The organism is Planomicrobium sp. MB-3u-38 (genome assembly GCF_002836425.1).
Classification (GTDB): Bacteria; Bacillota; Bacilli; order Bacillales_A; family Planococcaceae; genus Planococcus; species Planococcus okeanokoites.
This window is the reverse complement of record NZ_PJBO01000011.1, coordinates 46,716-70,562: the sequence shown is the minus strand read 5'-3', so window position 1 is coordinate 70,562 and position 23,847 is coordinate 46,716. Positions and strand designations below refer to the sequence as shown.

Annotated in this window: 20 protein-coding genes and 2 pseudogenes; 15 read left to right on the top strand and 7 right to left on the bottom strand. The window is 49.3% G+C overall.

Annotated features, from left to right (window positions below; translation table 11 throughout):
- Window positions 1–5 precede the first annotated feature (5 nt).
- The 3 genes and pseudogenes from CXF70_RS06005 (at window position 6) to CXF70_RS06000 (ending at window position 3,216) form a co-directional block, all read left to right on the top strand.
- Window positions 6–1,718, top strand: a complete 1,713-nt coding sequence (locus tag CXF70_RS06005; protein ID WP_101801934.1) for a glycoside hydrolase family 65 protein — start codon at window positions 6–8, stop codon at window positions 1,716–1,718.
- A pseudogene (locus CXF70_RS18055) lies at window positions 1,717–1,947 on the top strand (TOBE domain-containing protein); the annotation flags it as partial. The gene CXF70_RS06005 and the pseudogene CXF70_RS18055, both read left to right, overlap by 2 nt.
- A 264-nt stretch (window positions 1,948–2,211) precedes the next feature.
- The gene (locus tag CXF70_RS06000) at window positions 2,212–3,216 is read left to right on the top strand and encodes an LLM class flavin-dependent oxidoreductase (RefSeq protein WP_101801933.1); all 1,005 of its coding nucleotides are present in this window, start codon (window positions 2,212–2,214) and stop codon (window positions 3,214–3,216) included.
- A gap of 53 nt (window positions 3,217–3,269) precedes the next feature.
- Here CXF70_RS06000 and CXF70_RS05995 read toward each other — a convergent pair.
- Both CXF70_RS05995 and CXF70_RS05990 read right to left on the bottom strand, forming a co-directional pair.
- Window positions 3,270–4,441, bottom strand: a pseudogene (locus tag CXF70_RS05995) (glycoside hydrolase family 43 protein).
- Window positions 4,442–4,522: 81 nt separating this feature from the next.
- Window positions 4,523–5,731 (bottom strand): ROK family protein, encoded by a 1,209-nt coding sequence (locus tag CXF70_RS05990; protein WP_101801932.1) that lies wholly within the window; start codon window positions 5,729–5,731, stop codon window positions 4,523–4,525.
- Window positions 5,732–5,884: 153 nt separating this feature from the next.
- Here CXF70_RS05990 and CXF70_RS05985 point away from each other — a divergent pair, with 153 nt between their 5' ends.
- Window positions 5,885–6,868: an aldose epimerase family protein gene (locus CXF70_RS05985; RefSeq protein WP_101801931.1), complete on the top strand. Its 984-nt coding sequence runs from the start codon at window positions 5,885–5,887 to the stop codon at window positions 6,866–6,868.
- Between the two features lie 175 nt (window positions 6,869–7,043).
- Complete coding sequence (locus CXF70_RS05980; protein WP_101801930.1) at window positions 7,044–8,363, top strand: short-chain fatty acid transporter; 1,320 nt, start codon at window positions 7,044–7,046, stop codon at window positions 8,361–8,363.
- A gap of 130 nt (window positions 8,364–8,493) precedes the next feature.
- On the opposite strand, the gene CXF70_RS05975 is transcribed toward CXF70_RS05980, so the two are convergent.
- Window positions 8,494–9,255 (bottom strand): SDR family NAD(P)-dependent oxidoreductase, encoded by a 762-nt coding sequence (locus CXF70_RS05975; RefSeq protein ID WP_101801929.1) that lies wholly within the window; start codon window positions 9,253–9,255, stop codon window positions 8,494–8,496.
- A gap of 164 nt (window positions 9,256–9,419) precedes the next feature.
- On the opposite strand from CXF70_RS05975, the gene CXF70_RS05970 reads away from it, so the two are divergent.
- Window positions 9,420–10,403 (top strand): F510_1955 family glycosylhydrolase, encoded by a 984-nt coding sequence (locus CXF70_RS05970; RefSeq protein ID WP_101801928.1) that lies wholly within the window; start codon window positions 9,420–9,422, stop codon window positions 10,401–10,403.
- A 58-nt stretch (window positions 10,404–10,461) separates the two neighbouring features.
- On the opposite strand, the gene CXF70_RS05965 is transcribed toward CXF70_RS05970, so the two are convergent.
- The 3 genes from CXF70_RS05965 to CXF70_RS05955 all read right to left on the bottom strand — a co-directional run bounded on the left by CXF70_RS05965 (window position 10,462) and on the right by CXF70_RS05955 (window position 11,397).
- A complete protein-coding gene (locus tag CXF70_RS05965; RefSeq protein ID WP_101801953.1) occupies window positions 10,462–10,788 on the bottom strand; it encodes a four-helix bundle copper-binding protein in 327 nt (108 codons plus the stop codon).
- A 114-nt stretch (window positions 10,789–10,902) separates the two neighbouring features.
- Window positions 10,903–11,157 carry an SHOCT domain-containing protein gene (locus tag CXF70_RS05960; RefSeq protein ID WP_101801927.1) on the bottom strand — a complete coding sequence of 85 codons (255 nt, stop codon included), beginning with the start codon at window positions 11,155–11,157 and terminating at the stop codon, window positions 10,903–10,905.
- Between the two features lie 15 nt (window positions 11,158–11,172).
- Window positions 11,173–11,397: an SHOCT domain-containing protein gene (locus tag CXF70_RS05955; protein ID WP_084242934.1), complete on the bottom strand. Its 225-nt coding sequence runs from the start codon at window positions 11,395–11,397 to the stop codon at window positions 11,173–11,175.
- Window positions 11,398–11,673: 276 nt separating this feature from the next.
- Between CXF70_RS05955 and CXF70_RS05950 the strand changes: the two genes are divergently transcribed.
- The 5 genes from CXF70_RS05950 (at window position 11,674) to CXF70_RS05935 (ending at window position 17,597) form a co-directional block, all read left to right on the top strand.
- A complete protein-coding gene (locus tag CXF70_RS05950; protein ID WP_084242933.1) occupies window positions 11,674–12,654 on the top strand; it encodes an N-acetylglucosamine kinase in 981 nt (326 codons plus the stop codon).
- Window positions 12,655–12,684: 30 nt separating this feature from the next.
- Complete coding sequence (gene nagA, locus CXF70_RS05945; RefSeq protein ID WP_101801926.1) at window positions 12,685–13,854, top strand: N-acetylglucosamine-6-phosphate deacetylase; 1,170 nt, start codon at window positions 12,685–12,687, stop codon at window positions 13,852–13,854.
- The gene (gene nagB / locus CXF70_RS05940) at window positions 13,841–14,548 is read left to right on the top strand and encodes a glucosamine-6-phosphate deaminase (protein WP_369916923.1); all 708 of its coding nucleotides are present in this window, start codon (window positions 13,841–13,843) and stop codon (window positions 14,546–14,548) included. The genes nagA and nagB overlap by 14 nt, the downstream gene beginning before the upstream one ends.
- 565 nt (window positions 14,549–15,113) lie before the next feature.
- Window positions 15,114–15,242 (top strand): hypothetical protein, encoded by a 129-nt coding sequence (locus CXF70_RS18515; RefSeq protein WP_255400065.1) that lies wholly within the window; start codon window positions 15,114–15,116, stop codon window positions 15,240–15,242.
- Window positions 15,243–15,644: 402 nt separating this feature from the next.
- Window positions 15,645–17,597: a bifunctional 2',3'-cyclic-nucleotide 2'-phosphodiesterase/3'-nucleotidase gene (locus CXF70_RS05935; RefSeq protein ID WP_101801924.1), complete on the top strand. Its 1,953-nt coding sequence runs from the start codon at window positions 15,645–15,647 to the stop codon at window positions 17,595–17,597.
- A gap of 1,845 nt (window positions 17,598–19,442) precedes the next feature.
- Here CXF70_RS05935 and CXF70_RS05925 read toward each other — a convergent pair.
- The gene (locus CXF70_RS05925) at window positions 19,443–20,921 is read right to left on the bottom strand and encodes a phytoene desaturase family protein (RefSeq protein WP_101801922.1); all 1,479 of its coding nucleotides are present in this window, start codon (window positions 20,919–20,921) and stop codon (window positions 19,443–19,445) included.
- A 248-nt stretch (window positions 20,922–21,169) separates the two neighbouring features.
- On the opposite strand from CXF70_RS05925, the gene CXF70_RS05920 reads away from it, so the two are divergent.
- The 4 genes from CXF70_RS05920 to CXF70_RS05905 all read left to right on the top strand — a co-directional run bounded on the left by CXF70_RS05920 (window position 21,170) and on the right by CXF70_RS05905 (window position 23,847).
- The gene (locus CXF70_RS05920; protein WP_101801921.1) at window positions 21,170–21,712 is read left to right on the top strand and encodes a GNAT family N-acetyltransferase; all 543 of its coding nucleotides are present in this window, start codon (window positions 21,170–21,172) and stop codon (window positions 21,710–21,712) included.
- Between the two features lie 18 nt (window positions 21,713–21,730).
- A complete protein-coding gene (locus CXF70_RS05915) occupies window positions 21,731–22,453 on the top strand; it encodes an ABC transporter ATP-binding protein (RefSeq protein WP_101801920.1) in 723 nt (240 codons plus the stop codon).
- The gene (locus tag CXF70_RS05910; protein WP_101801919.1) at window positions 22,450–23,487 is read left to right on the top strand and encodes an ABC transporter permease; all 1,038 of its coding nucleotides are present in this window, start codon (window positions 22,450–22,452) and stop codon (window positions 23,485–23,487) included. The genes CXF70_RS05915 and CXF70_RS05910 overlap by 4 nt, the downstream gene beginning before the upstream one ends.
- Window positions 23,488–23,559: 72 nt before the next feature.
- Window positions 23,560–23,847: a DUF5316 family protein gene (locus CXF70_RS05905; protein ID WP_084242925.1), complete on the top strand. Its 288-nt coding sequence runs from the start codon at window positions 23,560–23,562 to the stop codon at window positions 23,845–23,847.

Below are 23,847 nucleotides of genomic sequence, written 5' to 3'. Positions count from 1 at the left end.
GGAATTTGCATCTGGACAGCGGTTTTGCTGAACGGATTGTACACTGGATATCGCCTAAGGGCAAAGAAGTTAAAATCCACTTCAGGCGTCTGGTATCATTCAATGTAAAGGAACTGTTCGCCATCGATATTAAAGTGGAAACCATCACGCCGGTCGAAGAGGTGAAAATCGTTTCCACGGTCAATGGCGATGTAACGAATTTTGTGGACAAAGACGATCCGCGTGTGGCATCCGGGCATGCCAAAAGGCTGCAAGTCACTGAAACCGGGCTGGAAGATGGAGTCGCTATTGTAAAAGACACTACATACGTGACTGAACTCAAGGTGGTGTGCGTTTCTTCTTCCGCTCTGGCATCCGGAAATTACGATTACGACAGCAGGCTGACCGAGACTGCCCTGGAAGAAACCTATGTATGTGCAGGCCATGAAACGGTTCATTTCACAAAATACGCAATTTATACCGAAACCTTGCGGCATGGTGAAAATGTTGTCGATGAAGGGCTGGTCCTCCTTCGACAAGTTCAGGATAAGAGTTTCGACGAACTTCTGGAAGACCAGAAAGCTTATTTGGACGTTTACTGGAAAATTTCGGATATTGTTATCGAAGGAGACCAGCGGGTCCAGGAAGGCATCCGCTTTAATCTTTTTCAGCTGCTCCAATCCGTCGGCAAAGACCCTGCGAGCAATATTGCGGCGAAAGGGCTGTCAGGCGAAGGGTACGAAGGGCATTATTTCTGGGACACCGAAATCTATATTTTCCCTGTCTTTTTAATGACGAATCCGGAGATTGCGAAAAATATGCTGTTGCACAGGTATTCGATTTTGGATCACGCGAGGGAGCGGGCAAGGGAAATGGAGCATGAAAAAGGTGCATTATTCCCTTGGCGCACGATTACGGGAACGGAAAGTTCCGCCTTTTTCCCTGCCGGCACTGCGCAATACCACATCAGCGCAGATATCGCCTATAGTTATATCCAATATTATTTAGCGACGAAAGATGAAGACTTCATGAAACGCTATATGGCGGAAGTGCTCTTTGAAACAGCACGCCTATGGGAAGACACCGGCCATTTGCAGAACGGCAAATTCCGGATCGATGATGTAACAGGTCCCGATGAATACACCTGTCTCGTAAACAATAATTATTATACGAATGTCATGGCCAAGCACAATTTAAGCTGGGCCGCCAAAATCTATTATTTATTGGATGAAACAGACAGCGACCATTTGAAAGAGGTGGCAAGCCGGCTCGAATTGACCGAAACAGAAGTCGGCAATTGGCAGATAGCGGCCGACAGCATGTATCTTCCATATGATGAAACCCTGCAGATCAACGCGCAGGATGACAGTTTCCTTCAAAAGGCGAGATGGGACCTGAAAAATACACCGCCTGAGAAGTTTCCATTATTGCTGAATTACCACCCATTGACGTTGTACCGGTATCAGGTGCTGAAACAGGCCGATACCGTGCTCGCTCATTTTCTTCTCGAAGATGAACAGGATTTTGAAACCATCAAAAATTCATACGATTATTATGAAGCGATCACGACACATGATTCTTCATTATCATCGTGCGTCCACAGCATTATGGCGTCGAAGCTCGGCTATCCGGAAAAAGCCTACAGCTATTTCAATGAAAACGCGCGCCTCGATCTCGAGAATACCTATAAAAACAAGAAAGACGGCTTGCACATGTATCCGCATTCGCCCCAAGTATGAACCGGTATTCCTGGACCATTCACCGGAAACGAAAATCCGGGCGCATATCGAAGTGGCTGAATTGATGGGTTCGGAAATCGTCCTTTATTCGATCGTAAACAACCAGGATTTCATCGCCCGTGTCGATTCCCGGTTCAACGTCCAGGCCGGGCAGACGATCGATATGGCTTTCGACATGAACCGCGCGCATTTCTTCGACAAGGAAACGGAACTTCGGATTAAACGGTAGAAATGACCGTTGAAAGCCCCGGCATCTGCTGGGGCTTTTCTTTATGGATTTTGTCTCTGTGTATACGGACTCGACAAAAAATGCCGCTGCGCAAATAAAAACGATTTTGCGCAAATAAATCAGGATCTGCGCAAATAAAATTCGTTTTCCGCAAACAAATTCAAATCTGCGCAAATAAATCCATTTCACCGCAAACAAACCATTCCTGTCTGCCGCAACTCGCATGCTAAACTAATAGCAACTTGAAAAAAAGGCGGGAAACTCATGATTTCATTAAGCATTCTGGATTATTCGCCGATCGATGAAGGTATGGCGGCCGGAGAGGCGCTGCAGCAGACGACCCGGCTCGCGCAAATGGCTGAACAGCTGGGCTTTAAGCGCTTCTGGGTGGCTGAACATCACCAGGTGTTTTCGGTGGCCGGCAGTTCACCGGAAATGCTGATGATGCATCTCGCAGGCGCGACCGAAAAGATCCGCATCGGCTCCGGGGGTGTCATGCTGCCGCATTACAGTTCCTATAAAGTGGCGGAAAACTTCCGGCTGCTCGAAGCGCTCCATCCCGGCAGGATCGACCTCGGCATCGGCCGCTCGCGCAGCTACCGGTTGGTCAATAAAGCATTGAACGAGTCCAAAGGGATACCGGTTTCCTATGAACAGCAAATCGCCGATATCCAAAAATATTTCACGGACGATACAGAATCGGAGCATCGCTTTCAGAAACTCCGCGCTACTCCGGTAAGCGGAACCGCCCCTGACATGTGGGTGCTCGGCACGGGGGAAGGCAGCGCAAAAGTGGCGGCAGAAGCTGGAGCAGGTTATGTCTATGCCCATTTTGCGAAACCGCTTAAATCGAGTGCCCGATTGTTCAGGGCGTATGAGGAGCAATTCCAGCCGGCGAAACTGCAGGATGCGTCCAAAACGATGGTCTCGGTTTTTGTTGTTGTCGGGGAGACGGAAGAAGAGGCGCAGGAACTGGCGAGGGCGTTCGACCTATGGCTGCTGTTCATCGAGTCGGAAACACCTCCGCCGTATTATCCTTCTGTGGAAACGGCAGCGCAGCGCGGTTTCAGCACGAGCGAAAAAGAGAAAGTCGAACGCAACCGGAAGCGCATGCTGGTCGGTACAGCGGAAGAAGTGAAACGGCAGATCGAAGAAATTGCCGAAGTTTTTCAGACCGATGAAATTTTGGTCATACCGAATGTTGCCGGCGCAGAAAATAGGATGAAAGGAATCCGTCTGTTGTCGGAAGCATTTGGACTGGAAGAATAGAAGAAAAAGCCGCTTGAAAGCATGAATGCTTTCAAGCGGCTTTAATGTGTCCGTTATTTATTTTCTTTGTAGATGAAGTAATCAAAATCAGCAGCTAACCCTGCTCCGGACGTATCCTGGCATTGCATGCCGACGAATGCGCCGGTGAAGAAGCCGCCGCCCTGGATGTAATCATCCGATAATTTATGCGACCGGAAAGGGACCGGGATCAAGGTCCAGTTTTCACCGTCGAAGGAGTAGGAATACTGATAGATGCCTGTTTGGACGTCGACACGCATATGCACATAGTCGACATGGTCGGGCACTTCGATTTCTTCGCCTTGCAGCGGCTGGTCGAATGCGGTATTGTCGCACACGGTCAATTCGAGGATGCGTCCTTTTTCTTCATTCCATGAAATCTGGAGGGCCGTCCAGTTTTCAGTATTGTAGTAATTGACAAGGCCAGCGCCTTGCTGGAACGTCGTCGGATTGAACGCGACTTTCGTTTGGGCTGTGAAGTTGAAATGCTGCCAGCGGCGCGCGACGAAGGCTTGGGTGAATTTCGACGTCAGTGATTCGCGTCCGTGGATGCGCAAGTGGCCTGGATTTTCCGTCAGCGAGACGATTTCTTCGCCGAGCGGGATGCGCAAAGTCTGGAAATGCGCGTTCAATTGCTCGGAATCGAAATCGTCTTTTTCCGGGAAGTCTTCGTCCCACACATGTTCATCGATTGCCGGTCCGTCGATTTCGAGTGAAGGCTGGTTGCCGCCGACAACATAGGGCCAATCGTTTTTCCATTCCAACCGTTGAATCGCTGTTTCACGTCCAAGCGGGCAGAAACCGCGCGGATCCAGCAATGCCTGATCTTGCTGTGGCAACGGACGGCCCGTCAAATGGACAAGGAACCATTCATCGGTATGCGTCTGGACGATGGAAGCATGCCCTGCTTTTTGCAGCGGATTCCGCGGATAAGGAAACGACGTGATCAGCGGATTTTCAGGGTGCACTTCATACGGGCCGTCAATCGTTTTAGAGTGGGCAATGGGTTGACCATCATGTTCAATTGGCTGACACGGTTAAGCGGCCGTGAAGCGAGACGCCAGTTTTTCAGGTCTTTGGAATGGTAAATGCCGACGCCGGGGAACCATTCAAAAGTGGAAACGGCTATGTAATAATCTTCTCCCACACGGCAGATGCTTGGGTCGGGATTGAATCCCGGCAAAATCGGGTTAAGAATCTTCGTCAAAATAATCCATCCTTTGCAATATATTTTCACATGTAAGTGCTTACAAAAATCCTGCCGGAAAAGATCCGGCAGCGGACCAGCCTAGACAGATAGCACGTTCTTCTGGCGGATGCTGACCTGCAGGAAGTTTTCGATTGAAAAAGCAGCCACGCCAAGGGCTGTCGAGAACGTGGACAGCTCTGAGAATTTGATCTCCAGATCATTTTTCTGGAACCACAGCGCCTGGTTGGCGACGCGGTTGTTCAACGGCTGTTCCAATAATTCTTTTGCGGATGCCAGCCGGTTGCCGATGATGACCTGCTGTGGATTGAACGTATTGATGATGTTGTTGATGCCGACGCCCAAATAATCACCTGTTTGTTCAAACAGGGCGATGACGTCTTTATTGCCGGCTGCAGCCAGTGCCTGCAGATTGGTCAAGTCGAATTCTTCGTGGTCGGCGAGTGGCAAGCCCATCGGTTCCGCCCGCTTGATCAAAGCCTGTTCGGAAGCATACAGTTCCCAGCAGCCTTTATTGCCGCAGCGGCAAGTTTCACCGTCGATCTGGATGGTCATATGGCCGAGTTCCCCCGAGAAGCCGTTCGATCCTTTGTAAAGTTCACCGTTCAGGATCAATCCGACGCCGATGCCGATGCCCGCGCTGACGTAGACGATATTATCGCATTCCGTTCCGGCTCCGAATTTCTTCTCGCCATAAGCACCCGCGTTGGCTTCGTTTTCGATGATCACCGGAAGACCATATTTGTCTTCCAAAATCGCTTGGAGGTTCAAGTTCTTCCAGTTCAAGTTCGGCGCCAGCAGGATATTGCCGTCGTTGTCGACGATACCCGGTACCCCGACACCGATGCCGATGATGCCATGCGGACTTGATGGAGCGGATGCCTGCAAATGATCGATGACCGCAAACAGTTTCGCTTCGATCTCTTCATAAGAAAGAACTTTGAATGTAACTTCTTTTTTCAGGACGATATTGCCACTCAGGTCAGTCAGGATGCCCAGCAGGTAATTGACCCCGATATCGATGCCGATCGAATGTCCAGCTTTTTCATTGAACAAGAGCATGACCGGGCGCCTGCCGCCGCTTGAAACGCCGGGACCGGATTCGTAAATCAGATGATCTTCCAGCAGATCATTGACTAAAGAGGAAACCGTCCCTTTATTCAAGCCGACTTCGCTTGCGACCGACGCCCTTGAAATAGGGGAGCAGTCGATGATCTTGTTGAGCACCAACGATTTATTTCCTTCTTTAACTACATGATGGTTAAAAGTCCTGGTTACCACGGTTTTCATCAGCTTCAGCTCTTTCTCTGTTTTTATTCTATTCTAACAAATTAAACATGTTATTTATGTTGAATAAGTAATAATTTACATTACCGATATTCCGCAAAACAGCTTCTCTTTCCTTTGGGATTGGACTGAGCTAACTAAAACCCTTGCTCCTGCATCAATTATGGCTGCATCATTACAGAAATTCTGGCACCCGATAAGACGGGGCAACCGGAAAACATCGTATTGGGATTTGATTCCCTGGAGGAATACGAGCGCGACGTCCATTATCTCGGCGCGGTGGCTGGCCGGTTTGCCGGACGCATCAAAGACGGTGCAGCTGACATTGCAGGTGCGCGCCATCAATTGGGCCGGAACGCAAACGGCCATCATCTCCACGGCGGCGCTGGCGGATTCCACTCAGTGGTTTGGAACGCCTCGCCATTTGAAAAGCCGGACGGGGCAGGTGTGGACTTTACATACATGAGCCCTGACGGCGAAGAAGGCTATCCGGGAAATGTGGAGATGAAAGTGCGCTATATGGTCAAACATGACCGCAACGAACTCGTCGTTTCCTATAGCGGAACTTCGGACCAGCCCACGCTGCTGAATCCGACGAACCATGCATATTTCAATTTAAGCGGCAACTTGAAGCGCGATGTACTGGACCATCATCTGCAGCTGCCAAGTGATGAATTCCTGGAGCTCGGCGCTGACCTGCTGCCGACAGGCACTCTGCTGCCGGTGGCCGGTACGGTTTTCGATCTTCGGAATGGCAATAAAATACGGCATGCTGCGGAGTCGGATCACCCGCAGACCCGACTTGCCGGGCATGGCTATAATCATCCGTTTGTGCTCAGGCAAGCGGCAGGAAACGCCATTTTGCTGGCAGATGAAGAAAGCGGCCGCACGCTTTCGGTGGCGACGACTGAACCGGCTGTTGTGCTTTACACCGGCAACGGGCTCGGCGGTCCCTATAGTTTGCGCGGCACGCCAGCGAGAAATCACCTGGGTCTTTGCCTGGAAACGCAGAAGCTGCCCGATTCATCGCGGCACAAAAATTTCGGTTCATCGGTGCTGGAAGCGGGACAGCGATACCAATCTGAAACGATCTTCAGTTTTGGCGTTCTTGGTTCTGCTCCTATAGAAGAAAAAAGCTGAAAGAAGCATGCAGCAGGCTCTCCGCCTGATGCATGCTTTTTCGATTCAGATGGATTTTTTTAAATTACAACTTACGCCGAATAATCGAAATTTTTCAAAATATATACATTCAACTTGGAAAATAAGGTAGCATTAGATAGGAAATGAAAAATTAGACAAAGGGGAGTCAGTAAACATGAAGGGGATTATTCGTTTTTCAAATAATTTGATGGAAAGATATTTGCCGGATCCGTTTTTATTCGTCATTATCCTGACGCTTGTCGTTTTCGGACTTGGTCTTGGATTGACCGGTTCTTCACCGGTCGAGATGGTGGCTTTCTGGGGTGAAGGCTTCTGGGCGCTATTGGCGTTCTCGATGCAGATGGTACTGGTATTGGTTACGGGATTTGTACTGGCCAGCAGCCCGATTTTCAAAAAGGGCCTTGGCAAACTTGCGAGTTTTGCAAAGTCACCGGGAAGCGCAATTATTTGGGTGACTTTAGTGTCACTTGCAGCAAGCTGGATCAACTGGGGATTCGGTCTGGTCATCGGGGCGCTGTTTGCGAAAGAATTGGCGAAGCGGGTTGAAAACGTCGACTACCGATTGCTGATTGCCAGCGCCTATTCAGGGTTCCTGATCTGGCATGCCGGCTTTTCGGGGTCGATTCCTCTGTCAATCGCGACAGATGGCCACCCATTCGTGGACCGGATCGGCATCATTCCGACCACAGACACGATTTTTGCCAGCTATAACCTGATCATCATTGCGGCTTTGGTCGTCATTCTTCCGTTATTGAACCGTTTGATGATGCCGAAAAAAGAAGAAACAGTTACTGTGGATCCAAAGGTATTGGTGGAACCGGAAGTTGAGGAACAACCGGCTAAAGGCGGTCAGACGCCTGCAGAGCGGCTGGAAAACAGCTGGATTCTGTCGATGATCATCGGCGTTCTCGGTATTGCTTTCATCGCTTATTATTTCGTCCAAAACGGTTTTGCGTTAACACTCGATTTGGTCAATTTCATGTTCCTGTTCCTCGGCATCCTGTTCCACGGCACGCCGCGGAAATATTTGATCGCCGTTCAGGAAGCGGTCAAAGGAGCTGGGGGTATCATTGTCCAATTTCCATTCTATGCGGGGATCATGGGTATGATGACGGCTTCGGGACTGGCAGCTGTCATTTCGGAAGCATTCGTCGGCATCTCGACGACACAGACTTTCCCGCTTTTCGCCTTCCTTAGCGCAGGGCTTGTCAACTTCTTCGTCCCTTCAGGCGGAGGCCAGTGGGCAGTCCAGGCACCGATCATGCTTGAAGCAGCGGAAATGCTGGGGAGCGACACGGCGAAAGTCGCCATGGCTGTGGCGTGGGGCGATGCCTGGACGAATATGATCCAGCCGTTCTGGGCTTTGCCTGCGCTCGCCATTGCAGGTCTCAAAGCCAAAGACATCATGGGCTTCTGTTTGATCGTCCTGTTTGTCAGCGGAGTCGTCATCGGACTCGGCCTGCTATTCCTTTAATTCGAAACTGCTGGTTCAGCCTTGCCGTCATTGCGTAAGAGAACATAAAGCAGCCGTTTCATCAGGCTGAATAGATCGATAGAAAAAGGGCATGCCTCAATGGCATGCCCTTTGCTTATTTCCCGGGAAATTATTTGGCGGTCTGGCCGCCGTCGATCAAATGTTCAGCGCCTGTGATGAAGCGGGCTTCGTCTGAAGCCAGGAACAGTGCCAGATAAGCGACGTCTTCCGGTTCGCCGATGATGCCGAGGGGAATATCCTTCAAGGCATTCGTGGTCATTGCCTCGTCGTCCAGCACGACAGAAGTCATCGGTGTATTGATGAAGCCGGGATGGATGGAATTGACTCGGATATTATCCGGTCCAAGTTCCACAGCGGCTCCTTTCGTCAATAAACGCGTCGCACCTTTGGAAGCTGTATAATGGACGCCGGCAGCACCGCCGATCATGCCAGCCATGGAAGAGATATTGACGATGGAGCCTTTGCCGTTCTTGCGCATTTCCGGCACGACCGCTTTGATGCCGAGGAAATTGCTGGTTGCATTGACCGTCATGAATTTATTCCAGCCGTCCAGATCGATTGAATCAATCAGACCAAAACCTTCGGCGCCGCCGATACCGGCATTATTGATCAGGATGTCCACCTTGCCGAAACGGTTGACAGTTTCTTTTACGACCATCTCCCAATCTTCCTGTTTCGTTACGTCATGGTTGAAGGAAAGTGCTTCTCCGCCGGAACCTGTAATTTCTTCAGCTACAGCTTTGACTTTGTCCACCTGGATATCCGTTGCCACCACTTTCGCGCCTTCTCGTGCGAAAATGCGTGCTTCTTCCGCACCTTGTCCGCTTCCTGCACCTGTAATAATTGCTACTTTACCGTCTAATCTGCCCATTTGGAACCTCCTTGTTTTACTGTGTTTTATAAAAGTCTTCCCTGAACCCCGTTTTTTTAAACAAGATGAAAACAGCTGCCATTAAATCGACAAGCAGCCTCGCTAAAAAATGCATAATTTTTCGGTATAATGAACAAAAGGAAAATGGAAGGCAGGGATTTTATATGAATAAACGATTTTTAACCGTTGCACTGGCTGCAGGTTTGATTGCTGCAGGGTGCAGTGACGGTTCTGATAATGGCGCAGCAGAAAAAGCGGCACCGCCGGAAGAAGAGGCGACAGAACAGGAGGCATCCACAGAAAAAAATGAAACGGATGATTTCCTTGTGCCATTTGATGAAACCCTGACGCATGTGCATGGTATGGGCTATATGGAAAGTGAAGGCGGTTTGTATTTTGCCTCGCATATCGGTTTGAAAGTCTACAGGGACGGCGAGTGGTTTGAGACGGACGGCATGTATAACGATTATATGGGGTTCAACGCAGTCGATGAAGGCTTCTATACATCGGGGCATCCGGGCATGGATTCGGATTTGCCGAACCCGATCGGCATTCAGAAAAGTACGGACGGCGGCCGTTCACTTGAAGAGATCGGCTTAGTCGGGGAAACGGACTTTCATTTGATGGCGGCAGGCTACCGCAGCCATGATCTGTTCGTGATGAACCCGCAGGCCAATTCGGAAATGGAAGCCGGTTTTTACTTTAGTGACAACGACGGGGCAGACTGGGAGCAATTGGATCCGAAAGGTATCGAAGGCGAAATCATGGCACTCGCAATCCATCCGGACGACTCGCAGTTAATGGCGGCGGCGAGCAACGCAGGTGTATTCCTGTCGGAAGACGGCGGCGCCACTTTCGAGCGGCTGACTCCAGAAGGTGAGTTTGGCACAGCGCTTCACTTTACGGATTCGGAATTGCTGTACGCTAGCCACGGCAGTGCGGCGGCAATGAAATCCTACTCCTTGGAAGATGGTGAGACGCAATCGCTTGAGCTTCCGGAATTGGGCGAAGACGGTGCGATTTTTATCGCAGCCAATCCGGCGAAACCGGAAGAAATGGCATTTTACACAGCCATGGGTGACAGCTACCTTTCAGGTGACGGCGGCGGGTCGTGGCAGGAAATTTTGAGTGAAGGCAAGATTCAATAAAAGAAATGTGACTGAAAAACCCCCTTTCCGTAATTTCGGAAAGGGGGTTTTCTTTGAATTATGCAATGTTTTTGCAGGCTTCTGCGCATTTGAAGCATGCTTCTGCACAGCGCTGGCAATGTTCGTGGTCGTGTTTTTTGCATTCATTGCCGCAGGCTTCGCAAATTGTTGCGCAAACCTGTGCCAATTCCTTAACAAACGGTGAGTTGCGGGAAATTGCCTGTTCAAGATAACCGCAGATATCCGCGCATTCACGGTCCAGTCGGATACATTCTGCCATCATCTTCACATCGTCTTCTTTTAGGCAGGCGTCGAAACAATGGTTACATTCGGTCATGCACTCGTGCAAAACCTTCAATAATTCTGCATGTTGTTCATGTGCCACATTAAAACCTCCAGTTTCAGATTTTTCTTGCCTCATTATCCTAGTTTTTCCTTCTTGCGGTGGATTTAAACATTCCCAAAGGCAGCAAAGTTCCATTGCTCCGATTCAAATCTTCTAATGGGAATGCGGATCGTTTTCCAAATCACTCAGCCGCCGGTGATAATCCTCTTCCGTAATTTCGCCTCTGTCATATTGGTCCTGCAATGTGCGCGCATCGTTATTCGCGGGCAATTCATCCACTTTCTGCGATCTCGGGTTGTTTTTCGCCATGAAGAACCAGAAGGCGATCAGCACGCCGACGATCAATGCGCCAAGACCGGCTAATAGACGGAGTGGGATGGGGAAAGTCGTCAGTAAAACAAATTCCAAAACCTTCAGCCTCCCTTAGACATTTTTATTCTGTCTCTCTTCTATTTCCCTCAATCGTCTGTGATATTCCGATTCCGTTATTTCTCCACGTGCAAAGCGGTCTTCCAGTTGCGCTTCCTCTGTCGTCGGCACGCCAGAATCCACTCCTTTTGTCTTTCGGGCTTTTTTAGCGGCGAAGAATGCAACGGCAATGGCAGCAAGCGCCACTACTATAATAAGGACTGTGGTGTACATATCCATTCCAATCACTCCTTTATAATTTTTTTGGCGGCATTCCGTCTATTATTTATTAAATTATCAGCTCTTTATTCATAGTCTACCCTAATTTAGTCAGAATATTAAGAAATAAACTTTTTTATTTTTTAATGAACCAGGTAGTGAAAGTTTCTCGAAATCAGATACAGGGGAAACATTAGTTAAGCATTTAAAAGATGTATTGTACTATAGGAAGTAGCAAGCATGAGACATGAATAAGGGAATTGATTTTTAATGAGCAGCAGGAAGTGAGGCATAGTTATGTATGTGTTGGGCATAGATGGAGGAGGCACGAAAACTACGGGAGTCGTGGCTGACGAAAACGGTAAAGTCTATATGGAATCACACACAGGTCCAAGTAATCCGAATAATTTGGGTCAAAGTGAGTTTGAAGAAGTGCTGAAAGGTTTAGTGGAGGACCTGGAGAAGCAGGATCCTGTTATTTTCTCAGAATTGGCAGTCTGTTTTGCAGGCATGTCGGGAGCTGGGGACAGCAGCCTGCGCGATGCGGAATTTGAAAAATTATTGAAGAAGTTCCTGCCGGATCAGGCAGGAATCATCGTGAAGAACGACGCGTATAATGTCCTGTATTCCGAGACGCTCGGCGAGCCGGGAATTGTGCAAATTGCAGGGACGGGATCCATTTCGTTCGGAATAAACTCTGAAAATGAAACAGCCCGTTCCGGTGGCTGGGGATATTTATTCGATGAGGCGGGCAGTGCTTATCATTTAGGCAATGAAGCCTTGCGCGCTGTTTTTAGAAATTACGACGGACGAGGGCCGGAGACTGTATTGACGAAGGAAATCATCAAGCACTTTGATGTAAATGACGTGAAGGATCTGGTCGATAAAGTCCATGGACCTCTACATCCGCGCTCGGTAATAGCACCGTTGGCTTCCCTGATAATCACTGCGGCAGAAAGCGGTGATGGAGTAGCAATAGAAATCATCCGCCAGGCGTGTGCAGAAATAATGGGATGCATCGAAGCCTGCCACAATAAATTATTCACCGCAGATCAACAGACACTTGTTGTCCTGTCAGGCGGCGTATTTGCCAATTCCCTGCAGCTTCTAGAGTGTTTAAGGAAGTTAAGCAAGAAAAAGCTTCCGAATATTGTATGGCAGCAAGCTCAGGCAGCACCTGTCAGCGGCGCGGTTGTCGGCGGACTTATGGCAATGGGTTTCAAGGGCATCGACATAAAAATTACAGAGCGGATAAATCGCCAATTGCAGAAAAAATAATCGTATAAATTTTAAAAAGAAGGTGTCCTGATGACTCGCATGCTGATAAAAAATATACAGCTCGTCCAGCCGGAAGGCGAATTGACAGAAGGCACGATTCTAATTGAAAACGGCAAAATTGCTGCAGCTTCAACAGGAACGATGACTGATTGGGAAGGCGATTGTTTTGACGGCGGCGGTTCAATTGCGCTGCCCGGATTTATTGATATACATATCCACGGGGCTGGTGGAGCGGATTTCATGGATGATGACCGTTCAGCGACTGCTAAGATTGCAGGTGCTTTGCCTGCTGAAGGCACAACGTCCTTTTTGGCGACAACCTTGACGCAATCGCCCGACCGAATTGCAAATGCGGTTCGGCTTGGCCGGCATTTCATGGAAAATGCAGAACAAGGAGCGGAGATGCTCGGCTTCCATCTGGAAGGTCCGTTCATCCATCCGGATCAGGCAGGGGCCCAGCCTTCCGCCTACATCTGCGAACCTTCAATGGAGAAATTGTACGGATGGTTGGGTGATGCCTTGAAAGATCTGAAAATCATCACGATGGCACCGGAACAGGATGCCGATTTTCAAGTCATCCGGGAATTGGCTGAACGCGGTGTCATCGTGTCAGCCGGCCATACAACGGCGGATTATGAAACAGTCAGCCATGCACAATCAGCTGGCCTGTCGCATTTGACACATTACGGCAACGCCATGCGCGGCTTGCATCACCGGGAAATCGGAGTGGTGGGAGCGGGCATGCTGAATGGAGAATTATTCTGCGAAATCATCGCGGATGGCATACATCTGTCCCGGGATATGCTGAAACTGATCGTGAAGGTGATCGGGCGGGATCGGTTATTGCTCATTACCGATTCGATGCGCGCCAAAGGATTGCCGGACGGTTCCTACACGCTTGGCGACCAGGATGTGACTGTATCGGGCAAGGAAGCGGTGCTCAGTGACGGTACGCTTGCCGGCAGTGTACTGAAGATGAATGAAGGGCTGCGGCAGTTACGTGAGGCCGCAGGAATTTCATGGAGTGATGCCATTAAGCTGTCGTCTGAAAATGCGGCACGCCGGCTTGGAGTCTACAATCGGAAAGGCAGCCTGGATCCGGGAAAGGATGCTGATATTGTATTGGTAACAGATGATTTCAGTGTCCGCTACACCTTTTGCAGAGGAAGGATGAGTTTCGCTCATGATCGATTGGATTAAAGCCAGCAGCTACGAACAGATGAGTGAAATCGCAGCAGACATTTTCACGGAGCAATTAGCGAAGAAACCGGACAGTGTGCTGGGCCTCGCAACTGGCGGCAGTCCACTTGGATTTTATAAGGTGATGGTGCGGCGCTGCCAGGCAGAGGAAATATCTTTTGCCCGTGCTACGACTTTCAATCTCGACGAATACGTTGGCAAAGGCCCAGGGGATGCTACCAGCTACCACGAATTCATGTGCCGGAATTTATTTCGTCAAATCGATCTGCCGGAAACGCGCCACCACCTGCCGAATGGTTTGGCCGAGGATCTGGCAGCTGAATGTGTGCGTTATGAAAAGCTGATTGAAGCAAGCGGCGGCATCGATCTGCAATTGCTCGGAATCGGAGTCAACGGCCATATTGGATTCAATGAACCCGGTTCCCGGTTTAATTCGCGTACACAGGTCATCGAATTGACGGAAGCGACACGGAAATCGAATGCGAGATACTTCGAAAAAGAAGAAGCTATTCCTGCAAAAGCGATCACGATGGGCATTGGAACGATCATGTCCGCCCGTAAAATTGTGCTGCTGGCTTTCGGAGCCAATAAAACGGATGCGGTAGAGCGCCTGAAGAGCGGTGCCGTAACGGAAGAGTTTCCGGCCAGCGTCCTGCACAAACATCCGCATGTCACCGTGATATACGGTAAATAATAGAGATGATTTTGGTGGGCGGTGAAGCAGGTTAAGGGAGAGTGTAATGCAGTTGTCGTATAGACCGATTTTGTTGTCATATAGAATCGATTTGGTGTCGTATAAAATGTTTTTAGTAATGGATAGCCGATTTTAGCTCATACGAATAAAGAAGAGCGTAAAGTTGCAGCCGCTTCGGCGCTCCGGAGATGCCTCCCGCAACAAGCCTGGCTGGAGTGATGCCAGTCTTGTTGCTTCGGCTACTCCATAGCCGCGCCTTTGCTTGGAGTGGGGGTTAAGAGGAAGAAAGTTGGAAGAAGGAAAGGTTCTGGAGGTTTGTTTTTTAGGATTTATGTCTTCTGTACCTTCTATTTAAAGAAAGTTGAAGCAGGTTAACGTATAGAATGCCTGGCAGATCGTGTAAGTGGATTATGGTGTCGTATAGAATCGATTTGGTGTCGTATAAAATGTTTTTAGTGATGGATAGCCGAGTTTAGCTCATGCGAATAAAGAAGAGCGTAAAGTTGCAGCCGCTTCGGCGCTCTGGAGAAGCCTTTGCTTGGGGTGGGGGTTAAGAGGAAGAGAAGTGGAAAAAGAAGCGGTTCTGGATTTTAACTCATATTTCGTCCAAAAGACGCTTTACAAAAAGCTGGAAGGGCTTGGTTTGAAACAGCTGGCGCACGCCAGCTGCCTGGGGCGGCGCGCCGCCCGATGAAATCAGCTCTTTTTCTTTTGAATTGCGGTTTTTGTTTTTTATCTTACGGTTTTGACCTTTTATCTTATGATTTCACTTTTTTGTCTTACGCTTCGCGTTTCGTATCTAACGATCAGCAATTATGTCCAATTCCACGAATTATAAAACCTAGAAACTGCTGAAGGCCCATCAGATATCTATAAAAAGCGCCTCTTCCATCCCGCTGGTCAGTCTTTCAAAGCCGACTATTGCCCTAGTTGCCTCCCCAATCTCAACTCCACACAGATTTTATTCCTGAAAACGGCTTCACAATGATTGTTACAAATAGGTAAAATTTATTGAATTATCAAATAATGATTATCAAAAGCCGCCTGTTTAGTATAATTAAATTGATTCACAAACTAAGCAGAAGGAGCTGGAAGAATGTCAATGTATAGAAGATTGGCGATGGTGCTGGCGGCACTGGTATTAGCTTTAAGCGGTTTGTTTACCGGAGGAGCCGCGGATGCGGCAAAACCGGATAAGGGCAATAAATTGAAGCCGATCGATGTATCGCTTCGCATAATGGGTACGACGGATTTGCATACGAACTTCATGAATTACGATTATTACCAGGATAAAGTGTCCAACGAATTGGGCCTAGCGAAAACGGGTGTGTTAATAGAAGAAGCCCGCGCGGAAAACCCGAATAATCTTTTATTGGACAACGGAGATTTGATCCAAGGAACGCCGTTCGGCGCGTATAAAGTGTCGGTGGATCCGCTTGAGGAAGGCGAATTGCACCCGGCATACGCGGCACTCGAATCCCTTGAATTCGATGCGTCGACGCTCGGGAACCACGAGTTCAACTTCGGGTTGGATTATTTGGACGAGGCATTGGATGATGCTCCGTTCCCGGTGCTGAACGCAAACGTGCTGGATGCGGCAACGGGAGAAAATAAATACCAGCCTTACACAGTGATCGACAAAGAAGTTGTTGATGGGATGGGCAGAACACGTACGCTGCAAGTGGGCGTCATCGGTGTTGTTGCACCGAAAATCATGCAATGGGATCGTACGCATCTTGAAGGCAAAGTCATTGCCGAAGACGCTGTGCAGTCAGTTGAGAAATTCATTCCGGAAATGAAAGCGGAAGGGGCTGACGTCATTGTCGTTCTTTCGCATTCAGGAATTGGCGATGCAACTCATGAAATCGGTGAAGAAGATGTAACGTACCAGATTTCACAAGTCGAAGGTGTTGATGCCATCATCACGGGTCACGACCACGATGTCTTCCCTGGCGCATACGGTGATTTGCCGAATGTCGATCAGGAAAAAGGCACGATCAACGGCACACCGGTTGTCATGGCCGGCAATTTCGGCAGCCATCTGGGTGTCATTGATTTGACATTGAGCCCGCGCGGCAACGGCAAGCGTTGGGTAGTGACTTCCGAAAAAGCGGAACTGCGCGAAATCGATTCCACGACTGGAGAAGTTGCTGAGGATGTAGTGGAAGCGGTCGAGGAAGCGCACGAAGGCACGATTGAATATGTCAACACACCGGTTGCTGAAACGACAGCACCGATCAACAGCTATTTTGCTTTGGTAAATGATGATCCATCCATCCAATTGGTCAATAACGCCCAGACTTGGTATGTGGAGCAGCAGGTAGCTGGCACTGCGAACGAAGATTTGCCGATCCTGTCAGCTGCGGCACCGTTTAAAGCAGGCGGGCGCAACGGCGGCGATTATTATACGGATATCGAAGCCGGTCAAATTGCGATTAAAAACGTCGCTGACCTGTACGTTTTCGATAACACGACATTCGCATTGAAAATGACGGGGGCAGATGTGCAGGAATGGCTGGAAATGTCAGCTGGCCAATTCAATCAGATCGATCCGAACGCTGCTGGTGAGCAGCAATTGATCAATAACGATTTCCGTACGTACAACTTCGATGTCATCGACGGTGTCACGTATGAAATCGATGTAACGGAGCCGGCGAAATATGACCTGGCCGGCAATGTAATCAATGAAGGCGCAAACCGCATCAAGAACCTTTCTTATGCAGGCGAGCCGATCGATCCGAGCCAGGAATTCCTGGTAGTGACGAATAATTACCGCGCAAGCGGCAGCTTCCCGGGCGTTGTGAACGCAACGGAAGTGATCGACTATGCTTATGAGAACCGCCAAGTGGTCATTGATTATTTGGAAGGACTCGGCACCATCGATCCTTCTGCAGACAACAACTGGACATTCGCACCGGTTGCTGGCGACCAGTCGATCGTCTTTGAGACATCCAACAATGCGCAGGACAAAATTCCGGCAGACAGCGGCATCACGTATATTGCGCCGACTGTGAACGGTTTTGCCAAGTATGGCATTGCGATCGACTAATAAAATCTTGAGTGAGTGGCCCATCCGCGGGAGCGGGTGGGTTTTTTATATGTGGAAGAGTGGGGGCGTAGCCGCTTTGGTGTGTAAGCTATCTTATAAATCTATTTTGATGTCGTATAGAATCGTTTTGATGTCGTATAACTTGATAACGGTGACGGATAGCGGGTTTTGCCTCATATATATTAAAGGGACATTAAAGGAAGAGGGAGTTCGTAGCCGCTTTGGCGCTCTGGAGAAGCCTCCCGCAACAAGCCTGGCTGGAGTGATGCCAGTCTTGTTGCTTCGGCCACTCCATTGCCGCGCCTTTGCTCAGGATGGGGGTTAAGAAGAAGATAGTTGGAAGAAGAAGCGGTTCTGGAAGTGTGTTGTTTCGAGTTTATTTCTACGGGACCTTCTATTTAAAGAAAGTTGAAGCCGGTTAACGTATAGCATGCCTGGCATATCGTATAAGTGGATTATGTTGTCATATAGAATCGTTTTGGTGCCGTATAAAATGTTTTTAGTGACGGATAGCCGAGTTTATCTCATGCGAATAAAGAAGGGTGTAAAGTTGCAGCCGCTTTGGCGCTCTGGAGAAGCCTCCCGCAACAAGCCTGGCTAGAGTGATGCCAGTCTTGTTGCTTCGGCCACTCCATTGCCGCGCCTTTGCTTGGGGTGGGGGTTAAGAGGAAGAGACTTGAAAGAAGAAGCGGTTCTGGAAGTGTGTTGTTTCGAGTTTATTTCTACGGGACCTTCTATTTAAAGAAAGTTGAAGCCGGTTAATGTATAGCATGCCTGGCATATCGTGTAAGTGGATTATGGTGTCGTATAGAATCGTTTTGGTGCCGTATAAAATGTTTTTAGTGACGGATAGCCGAGTTTAGCTCATGCGAATAAAGAAGGGGGTAAAGTTGCAGCCGCTTTGGCGCTCTGGAGAAGCCTCCCGCAACAAGCCTGGCTGGAGTGATGCCAGTCTCGTTGCTTCGGCCACTCCAATGCCGCGCCTTTGCTTGGAGTAGGGGTTAAGAGGAAGAGACTTGAAAGAAGAAGCGGTTCTGGAAGTGTGTTGTTTCGAGTTCATTTCTTCGGGACCTTCTATTGAATGGGGGCGTATAGCTTGAGGGAGATGTCGTATAGATTGGTTTTGGTGTCTTATAGAGTCGCTTTGGTGTCGTATAGATCGGTTTTAGTGACGGATAACCGATTTTAGTTCATTTCTATCAAAAATGTCGCCAAATAAGAAGCTACAAGAGATTGGTTTGAGACAGCTGGCGCACGCCAGCTGCCTGGGGCGGCGCGCCGCCCGATCAAAGCAGTTCTTGCACTGTTGTCTTATGGTTTTTGTTTTTAATCTTATGTTTTTGAAGTTCTATCTTATGTTTTTGTGTTTCTATCTTACGGTTTGTGTTTCTTATCAAACGTTCAACAAAAATGTTCTTTTCTCAAAGAGGACAAAATCGTTTTTGAAACAGCTGGCGCACGCCAGCTGCCTGGGGCGGCGCGCCGCCCGATCAAAACAGTTCTTGCACTGTTGTCTTATGGTTTTTGTTTTTAATCTTATGTTTTTGAAGTTCTATCTTATGTTTTTGTGTTTCTATCTTACGATTTCATCATGCTATCTTACGGTTTGTGTTTCTTATCAAACGTTCAACAAAAATGTTCTTTTCTCAAAGAGGACAAAATCGTTTTTGAAACAGCTGGCTCACGCCAGCTGTCTGGGGCGGCGCGCCGCCCGATCACAACAGTTCTTGCACTGTTGTGTTATGGTTTTTGTTTTTTATCTTACGTTTTTGAAGTTCTATCTTACGATTTCGCGATTCTATCTTACGTTTGAGAATTTTTATCTAACGGTTCTTGCGTCTGCTTCTAGACCAACCGCTTCAAAGCGATGGAGCGGGCGGCATGGATGCCGCTTGTGGCTGCGCCGATTGTGCCGCCGCCTGGGAAGACGTGGTCGCCGCAGACGTAGAGGTTCGGAATGCCGGAATGATGCGAGATGGAATTGAACAGGGCGGAGTCCAAGGTTTGGGGGAAGCCGCCGACGAAGCCGTTCGGTCTGCCGGTGTAGCGCTCCCATGCTTTTGGGGCGCCTGTTTCAAGATGCACAATTGATTCGCGGAAACCGGGAATTTGCTGTTCGATTGCCTGGAGCATGCGCTCAGTTAGGATTTCTCTGGTGGCTTCATATTTTTCCTGCGTATCCCAAAAGCCGGCTTTGGAATGGGTGGAAATTGTCACGGTCTGATAGCCGTCAGGCGCGCGTAAAGTGTCGCCCGGAAGAGAGGCGGACATGAAAAAGTGAGCGCCTTCAGCCATGCCGGCTCCTGTTGAAATCTGCCGGAAAGGAGGCAATGGCTGAGACAGTTTGCTGGAATCGACCGCAATATAGAGAGTCAGGGTGGTCCAAGTTTCACTCGTTGCACCTTCTAGCAGGGGCTTTTTCAACTGGCGTGCAAGTTCAGGAGGCAGCATGCCAGGCAGCAGGTGGAGCGGGGCATTGACGATGACTGCATCGGATTGGTATTGATTGCCGCGGTGATCGGTTGCCATCCAGCCCTTGTCAGTTTGCGCCAATTGGGTGACGGTACGGCGCTTTTTCAGCACGCCGCCGTTCTCTGTTATGCTGTCGCCCATGAGCTCGGCGAAACGGTACAGTCCGCCGGGTACATAGTATGCACCTTCATGATAAATATCGAGCGCTACCGCAGCCAGCAAATAGGATACATCTTCGGAGCCGGTCTGCATGCTGTCGATCAGGAGGCCGTCCAGCATATGGCGGAACGCGGAGAGCTGGTCAAGGCCGTGGTGTTTCAGTCGGTTGCCGAGCGTCTTATTGAAATGCAGCAAAAGTTTCACATGGACCGGGCGGATGGCGTCAGTCAAGGCTGCCCATTCCTTCGCTGTTGCCGGAGGCAGTGCAGGAAGCGGGCCCATTAATGTGCGGACGATTGAAGCGGTCGTGTAGATTTCTTTGTAAAAGGCACGGATTTTCGACTCGTAGGCGGGGAAATGGCTGACGATTTGATCGACGTGCTGGTCCCGGTCTTTGATGAATACAAATTTATGATCAGGATGGATCATTTCCATTACCGTTTCCAATGGTTCGAGCGAAAACGGCTTCCCGAGGAACCGGAAAACCCGTTCATGGATGCCGCCGCTCTCCAGGCCCATGCCGAGCGTGGCGCCGGCAGGGTAGAGGAATTGATGCCGTTTGAATTTCCCTGCGCATCCGCCCAGTTCCGAAGATGCTTCGAGAAGTGTGACGCGTTCCCCGTTTTTTGCCAGCAGCGCACCAGCGGTCAATCCGCCGATGCCGGCGCCTATAACTAAGATGTTTTTCGGCATGTCCACCCCTCCTTGGGAATTTTACTGATACACAATCGAATTTATTTGCAATAAAATTTATTTGAATGTGGAAAAGATGCAGATTTCGGAATAGCCAGGCAAAAAAATTGCGAAGCTTAACGTATTTATTAAAGTACCATAATTACTGGCGGCGAGAAAATCTGTGGATTGCAAAGATGCATAATATTCCATATTCTCACAGCTGCCCGGTTGTGCTACGCTGAATACAATAAATGGAGGGATCGAAGATGTTTACATACCGGATTGATGAAGAGTTGTCGCTGAAATTATTGGAAGACAAAGATGCGGAGCGGGTGTTTGAGCTGACGGACGGTTCGCGCACTTATTTGAAGGAATGGCTGCCGTGGCTCGATTATACGAAGACAGTTGAGGACTCGCGTGATTTTATTCGCATGAGCCGCAAGAATTATGCGGAAAACAAGACCTTGAATACAGGGATTGTTTATAAAGGTGAGGTTGTTGGCCTGGCTGGATTCAATGAGCTGGCGTGGGCGAATAAAACGGCGAAAATCGGTTATTGGCTGGGGCAGGATTATCAGGGACACGGGATTATGACGAGAGTGGCGGAAGCGCTGACGGAAATTTCGTTTGGGCAACTGGGCATGAACCGCACGGAAATCCGCGTGGCGACAGGAAATCTGAAAAGCCGCGGGATTCCGGAACGTCTCGGTTATACGGAAGAAGGGACGCTACGCCAGGTGGAATGGCTGTATGACCATTTTGTCGATCACATTGTTTACGGAATGCTTGCATCGGAGTGGAAAAAGTAAAACGAGCGGGGTGCTGACATGAATCACATGATCCGGGTCAAAGGTTTGAGCAAGAGTTTCGGAAAGCAGCGCGTGTTGAAGGACATCGAGTTGACGGTGGCTGAAGGGCAGATCTATGGGTTGATCGGTCCGTCCGGCTCCGGCAAGACGACGCTCGTCAAGATGATTGTCGGCATCGATTCGCCGGATTCAGGAACAGTGACTGTCATGGACAAACGGGTGCCGGATTTGGGTCTGCTGCAGGATATCGGTTATATGGCACAGTCGGATGCCTTGTATCCTGAATTGACCGGCAAAGAGAACCTGGCGTTTTTTGCATCGCTATTCAACTTGAAAGGAAGCAGGCTGAAAGAACGGATTGACTACGTGGCAAAAATAGTGGATCTGGAAACTTCTTTGAATAAGAAAGTCGCCGCCTATTCCGGCGGCATGAAGCGGCGGCTGTCGCTTGCGATTGCATTGGTCCATGATCCGAAGCTGCTGATCCTGGATGAGCCGACGGTCGGCATCGACCCCGAATTGCGGCAGTCGGTGTGGCAGGAACTGCTCGAATTGATGGCTCAGGGCAAAACGATCATACTGACGACCCATGTCATGGATGAAGCGGCGAAATGCGAGATGATTGCGTTGGTCCGTGATGGCGGAATTTTAGCGAGCGGCTCGCCTGAAGAGTTGAAAGCGAAATTCGGCGCGTCTGATCTGGAAGGCGTCTTTCTGGCAGCGGGGAGGGGAGCGGAATGAGAATTTCAGCTCTCGTGAAACGCATCATGCTGCAGATGTTCCGGGACAAACGGACATTGGCGTTGCTGTTTCTGGCGCCGTTGCTGGTTCTGACATTGATGTACCTGATTTTCGACAGCAATGAGGAAGAAATGACATTGGGTGTAGTGGGCGGAAGCGAGATGCTCATTGAAACCCTGGAAACGCAAGGAATCCAAGTGGCGGATTTTGAGTCGGCTGACAGCAGGACAGTATTGAAAAAAAGTCTGGACGGCTTGCTTGAAATAGAAGCTGATGGCGCGATGTTGACGCTGGAGAACGATGATCCGGCGAAAGCGAAAGCGCTGTTGGCGCAGATCAGCCAGATTCTGGCGCTGCATGGGCAAGGATCTGCGGAACAAAACACTTCCAGCCCTGCACTCGAAACCGATTATATTTATGGCAATGAAGACACAGAATTTTTTGATGTGATCGGACCGATTCTGGTCGGCTTCTTCGTCTTCTTTTTCGTTTTTCTCATTTCAGGAATCGGCTTATTGAAGGAGCGCGTTTCCGGCACTTTGGAACGGGTATTGGCAACACCCGTCAAACGCTGGGAAATCGTTGCGGCTTATTTGGCGGGCTTCGGCATATTCGCGGTGATCCAGACGACGATCGTCGTTTTCTTTGCCATCTGGATTCTGGATATGGTGATGGAAGGTGAAATTTGGCATGTCATCGTCATCAATTTGATGCTCGCGCTTGTGGCGCTGTCGCTCGGAATTTTATTGTCCACGTTTGCGGGATCTGAATTCCAGATGGTCCAGTTCATCCCGCTGGTCATTGTGCCGCAAATCTTTTTCTCGGGCCTTTTTCCACTCGACGGCATGGCGGACTGGCTGCAGAATCTGGGCCGCATCATGCCGCTCTATTACGGGGCCGATGCGCTAAAAGCCGTGATGTACAGAGGGGAAGGGCTCATCGATGTATGGGAAGATCTGCTGGTATTGGGGCTTTTCGCGTTATTATTCATCGTCTTGAATATCCTGGCGCTGAAGAGGTATAGAAAATTATAGTTTATTTTAGCCCAGTCCCCGTTTATCATGAATAATAGAGAAACAATAAATTACAGCATGGAGGAAGACAGAATGAAATTTTTAGGAATTGGAATTGTCACGGCGGCCATCAGCCTCTTGCTCGGCTATTTCCTGGAAGACTGGAACCTGGCATTCCTGATCGCAGGAATCCTCGGAATCGTCGGTGTCCTTTGGGCATTGCTGTTTTCAGGTGTACTTAAAGGGAACAGCGGCATGGAGCGTATGACCAGCTCTGAACGCCGCAAGGAAAGCGCAAGACGCAACGCGAGAATGAGAAACGCGTTTCTATTCGCATTGCCGAATCTATTGGCTGCCCTCGCAGCTTTGTGGATTTTCTGA

Excerpts from the sequence above, each read along its gene's own strand:
- CXF70_RS05925 (WP_101801922.1), bottom strand. The coding sequence starts at position 20,921 with ATGCCGAAAAACATCTTAGTTATAGGCGCCGGCATCGGCGGATTGACC.
- CXF70_RS05920 (WP_101801921.1), top strand. The coding sequence starts at position 21,170 with ATGTTTACATACCGGATTGATGAAGAGTTGTCGCTGAAATTATTGGAA.
- CXF70_RS05910 (WP_101801919.1), top strand. The coding sequence starts at position 22,450 with ATGAGAATTTCAGCTCTCGTGAAACGCATCATGCTGCAGATGTTCCGG.
- CXF70_RS05970 (WP_101801928.1), top strand. The coding sequence starts at position 9,420 with ATGAATAAACGATTTTTAACCGTTGCACTGGCTGCAGGTTTGATTGCT.
- CXF70_RS05905 (WP_084242925.1), top strand. The coding sequence starts at position 23,560 with ATGAAATTTTTAGGAATTGGAATTGTCACGGCGGCCATCAGCCTCTTG.
- CXF70_RS05975 (WP_101801929.1), bottom strand. The coding sequence starts at position 9,255 with ATGGGCAGATTAGACGGTAAAGTAGCAATTATTACAGGTGCAGGAAGC.
- nagA (WP_101801926.1), top strand. The coding sequence starts at position 12,685 with ATGACTCGCATGCTGATAAAAAATATACAGCTCGTCCAGCCGGAAGGC.
- CXF70_RS05935 (WP_101801924.1), top strand. The coding sequence starts at position 15,645 with ATGTCAATGTATAGAAGATTGGCGATGGTGCTGGCGGCACTGGTATTA.
- CXF70_RS05915 (WP_101801920.1), top strand. The coding sequence starts at position 21,731 with ATGAATCACATGATCCGGGTCAAAGGTTTGAGCAAGAGTTTCGGAAAG.
- CXF70_RS06000 (WP_101801933.1), top strand. The coding sequence starts at position 2,212 with ATGATTTCATTAAGCATTCTGGATTATTCGCCGATCGATGAAGGTATG.
- CXF70_RS05950 (WP_084242933.1), top strand. The coding sequence starts at position 11,674 with ATGTATGTGTTGGGCATAGATGGAGGAGGCACGAAAACTACGGGAGTC.
- CXF70_RS05990 (WP_101801932.1), bottom strand. The coding sequence starts at position 5,731 with ATGAAAACCGTGGTAACCAGGACTTTTAACCATCATGTAGTTAAAGAA.
- CXF70_RS05955 (WP_084242934.1), bottom strand. The coding sequence starts at position 11,397 with ATGGATATGTACACCACAGTCCTTATTATAGTAGTGGCGCTTGCTGCC.
- CXF70_RS05980 (WP_101801930.1), top strand. The coding sequence starts at position 7,044 with ATGAAGGGGATTATTCGTTTTTCAAATAATTTGATGGAAAGATATTTG.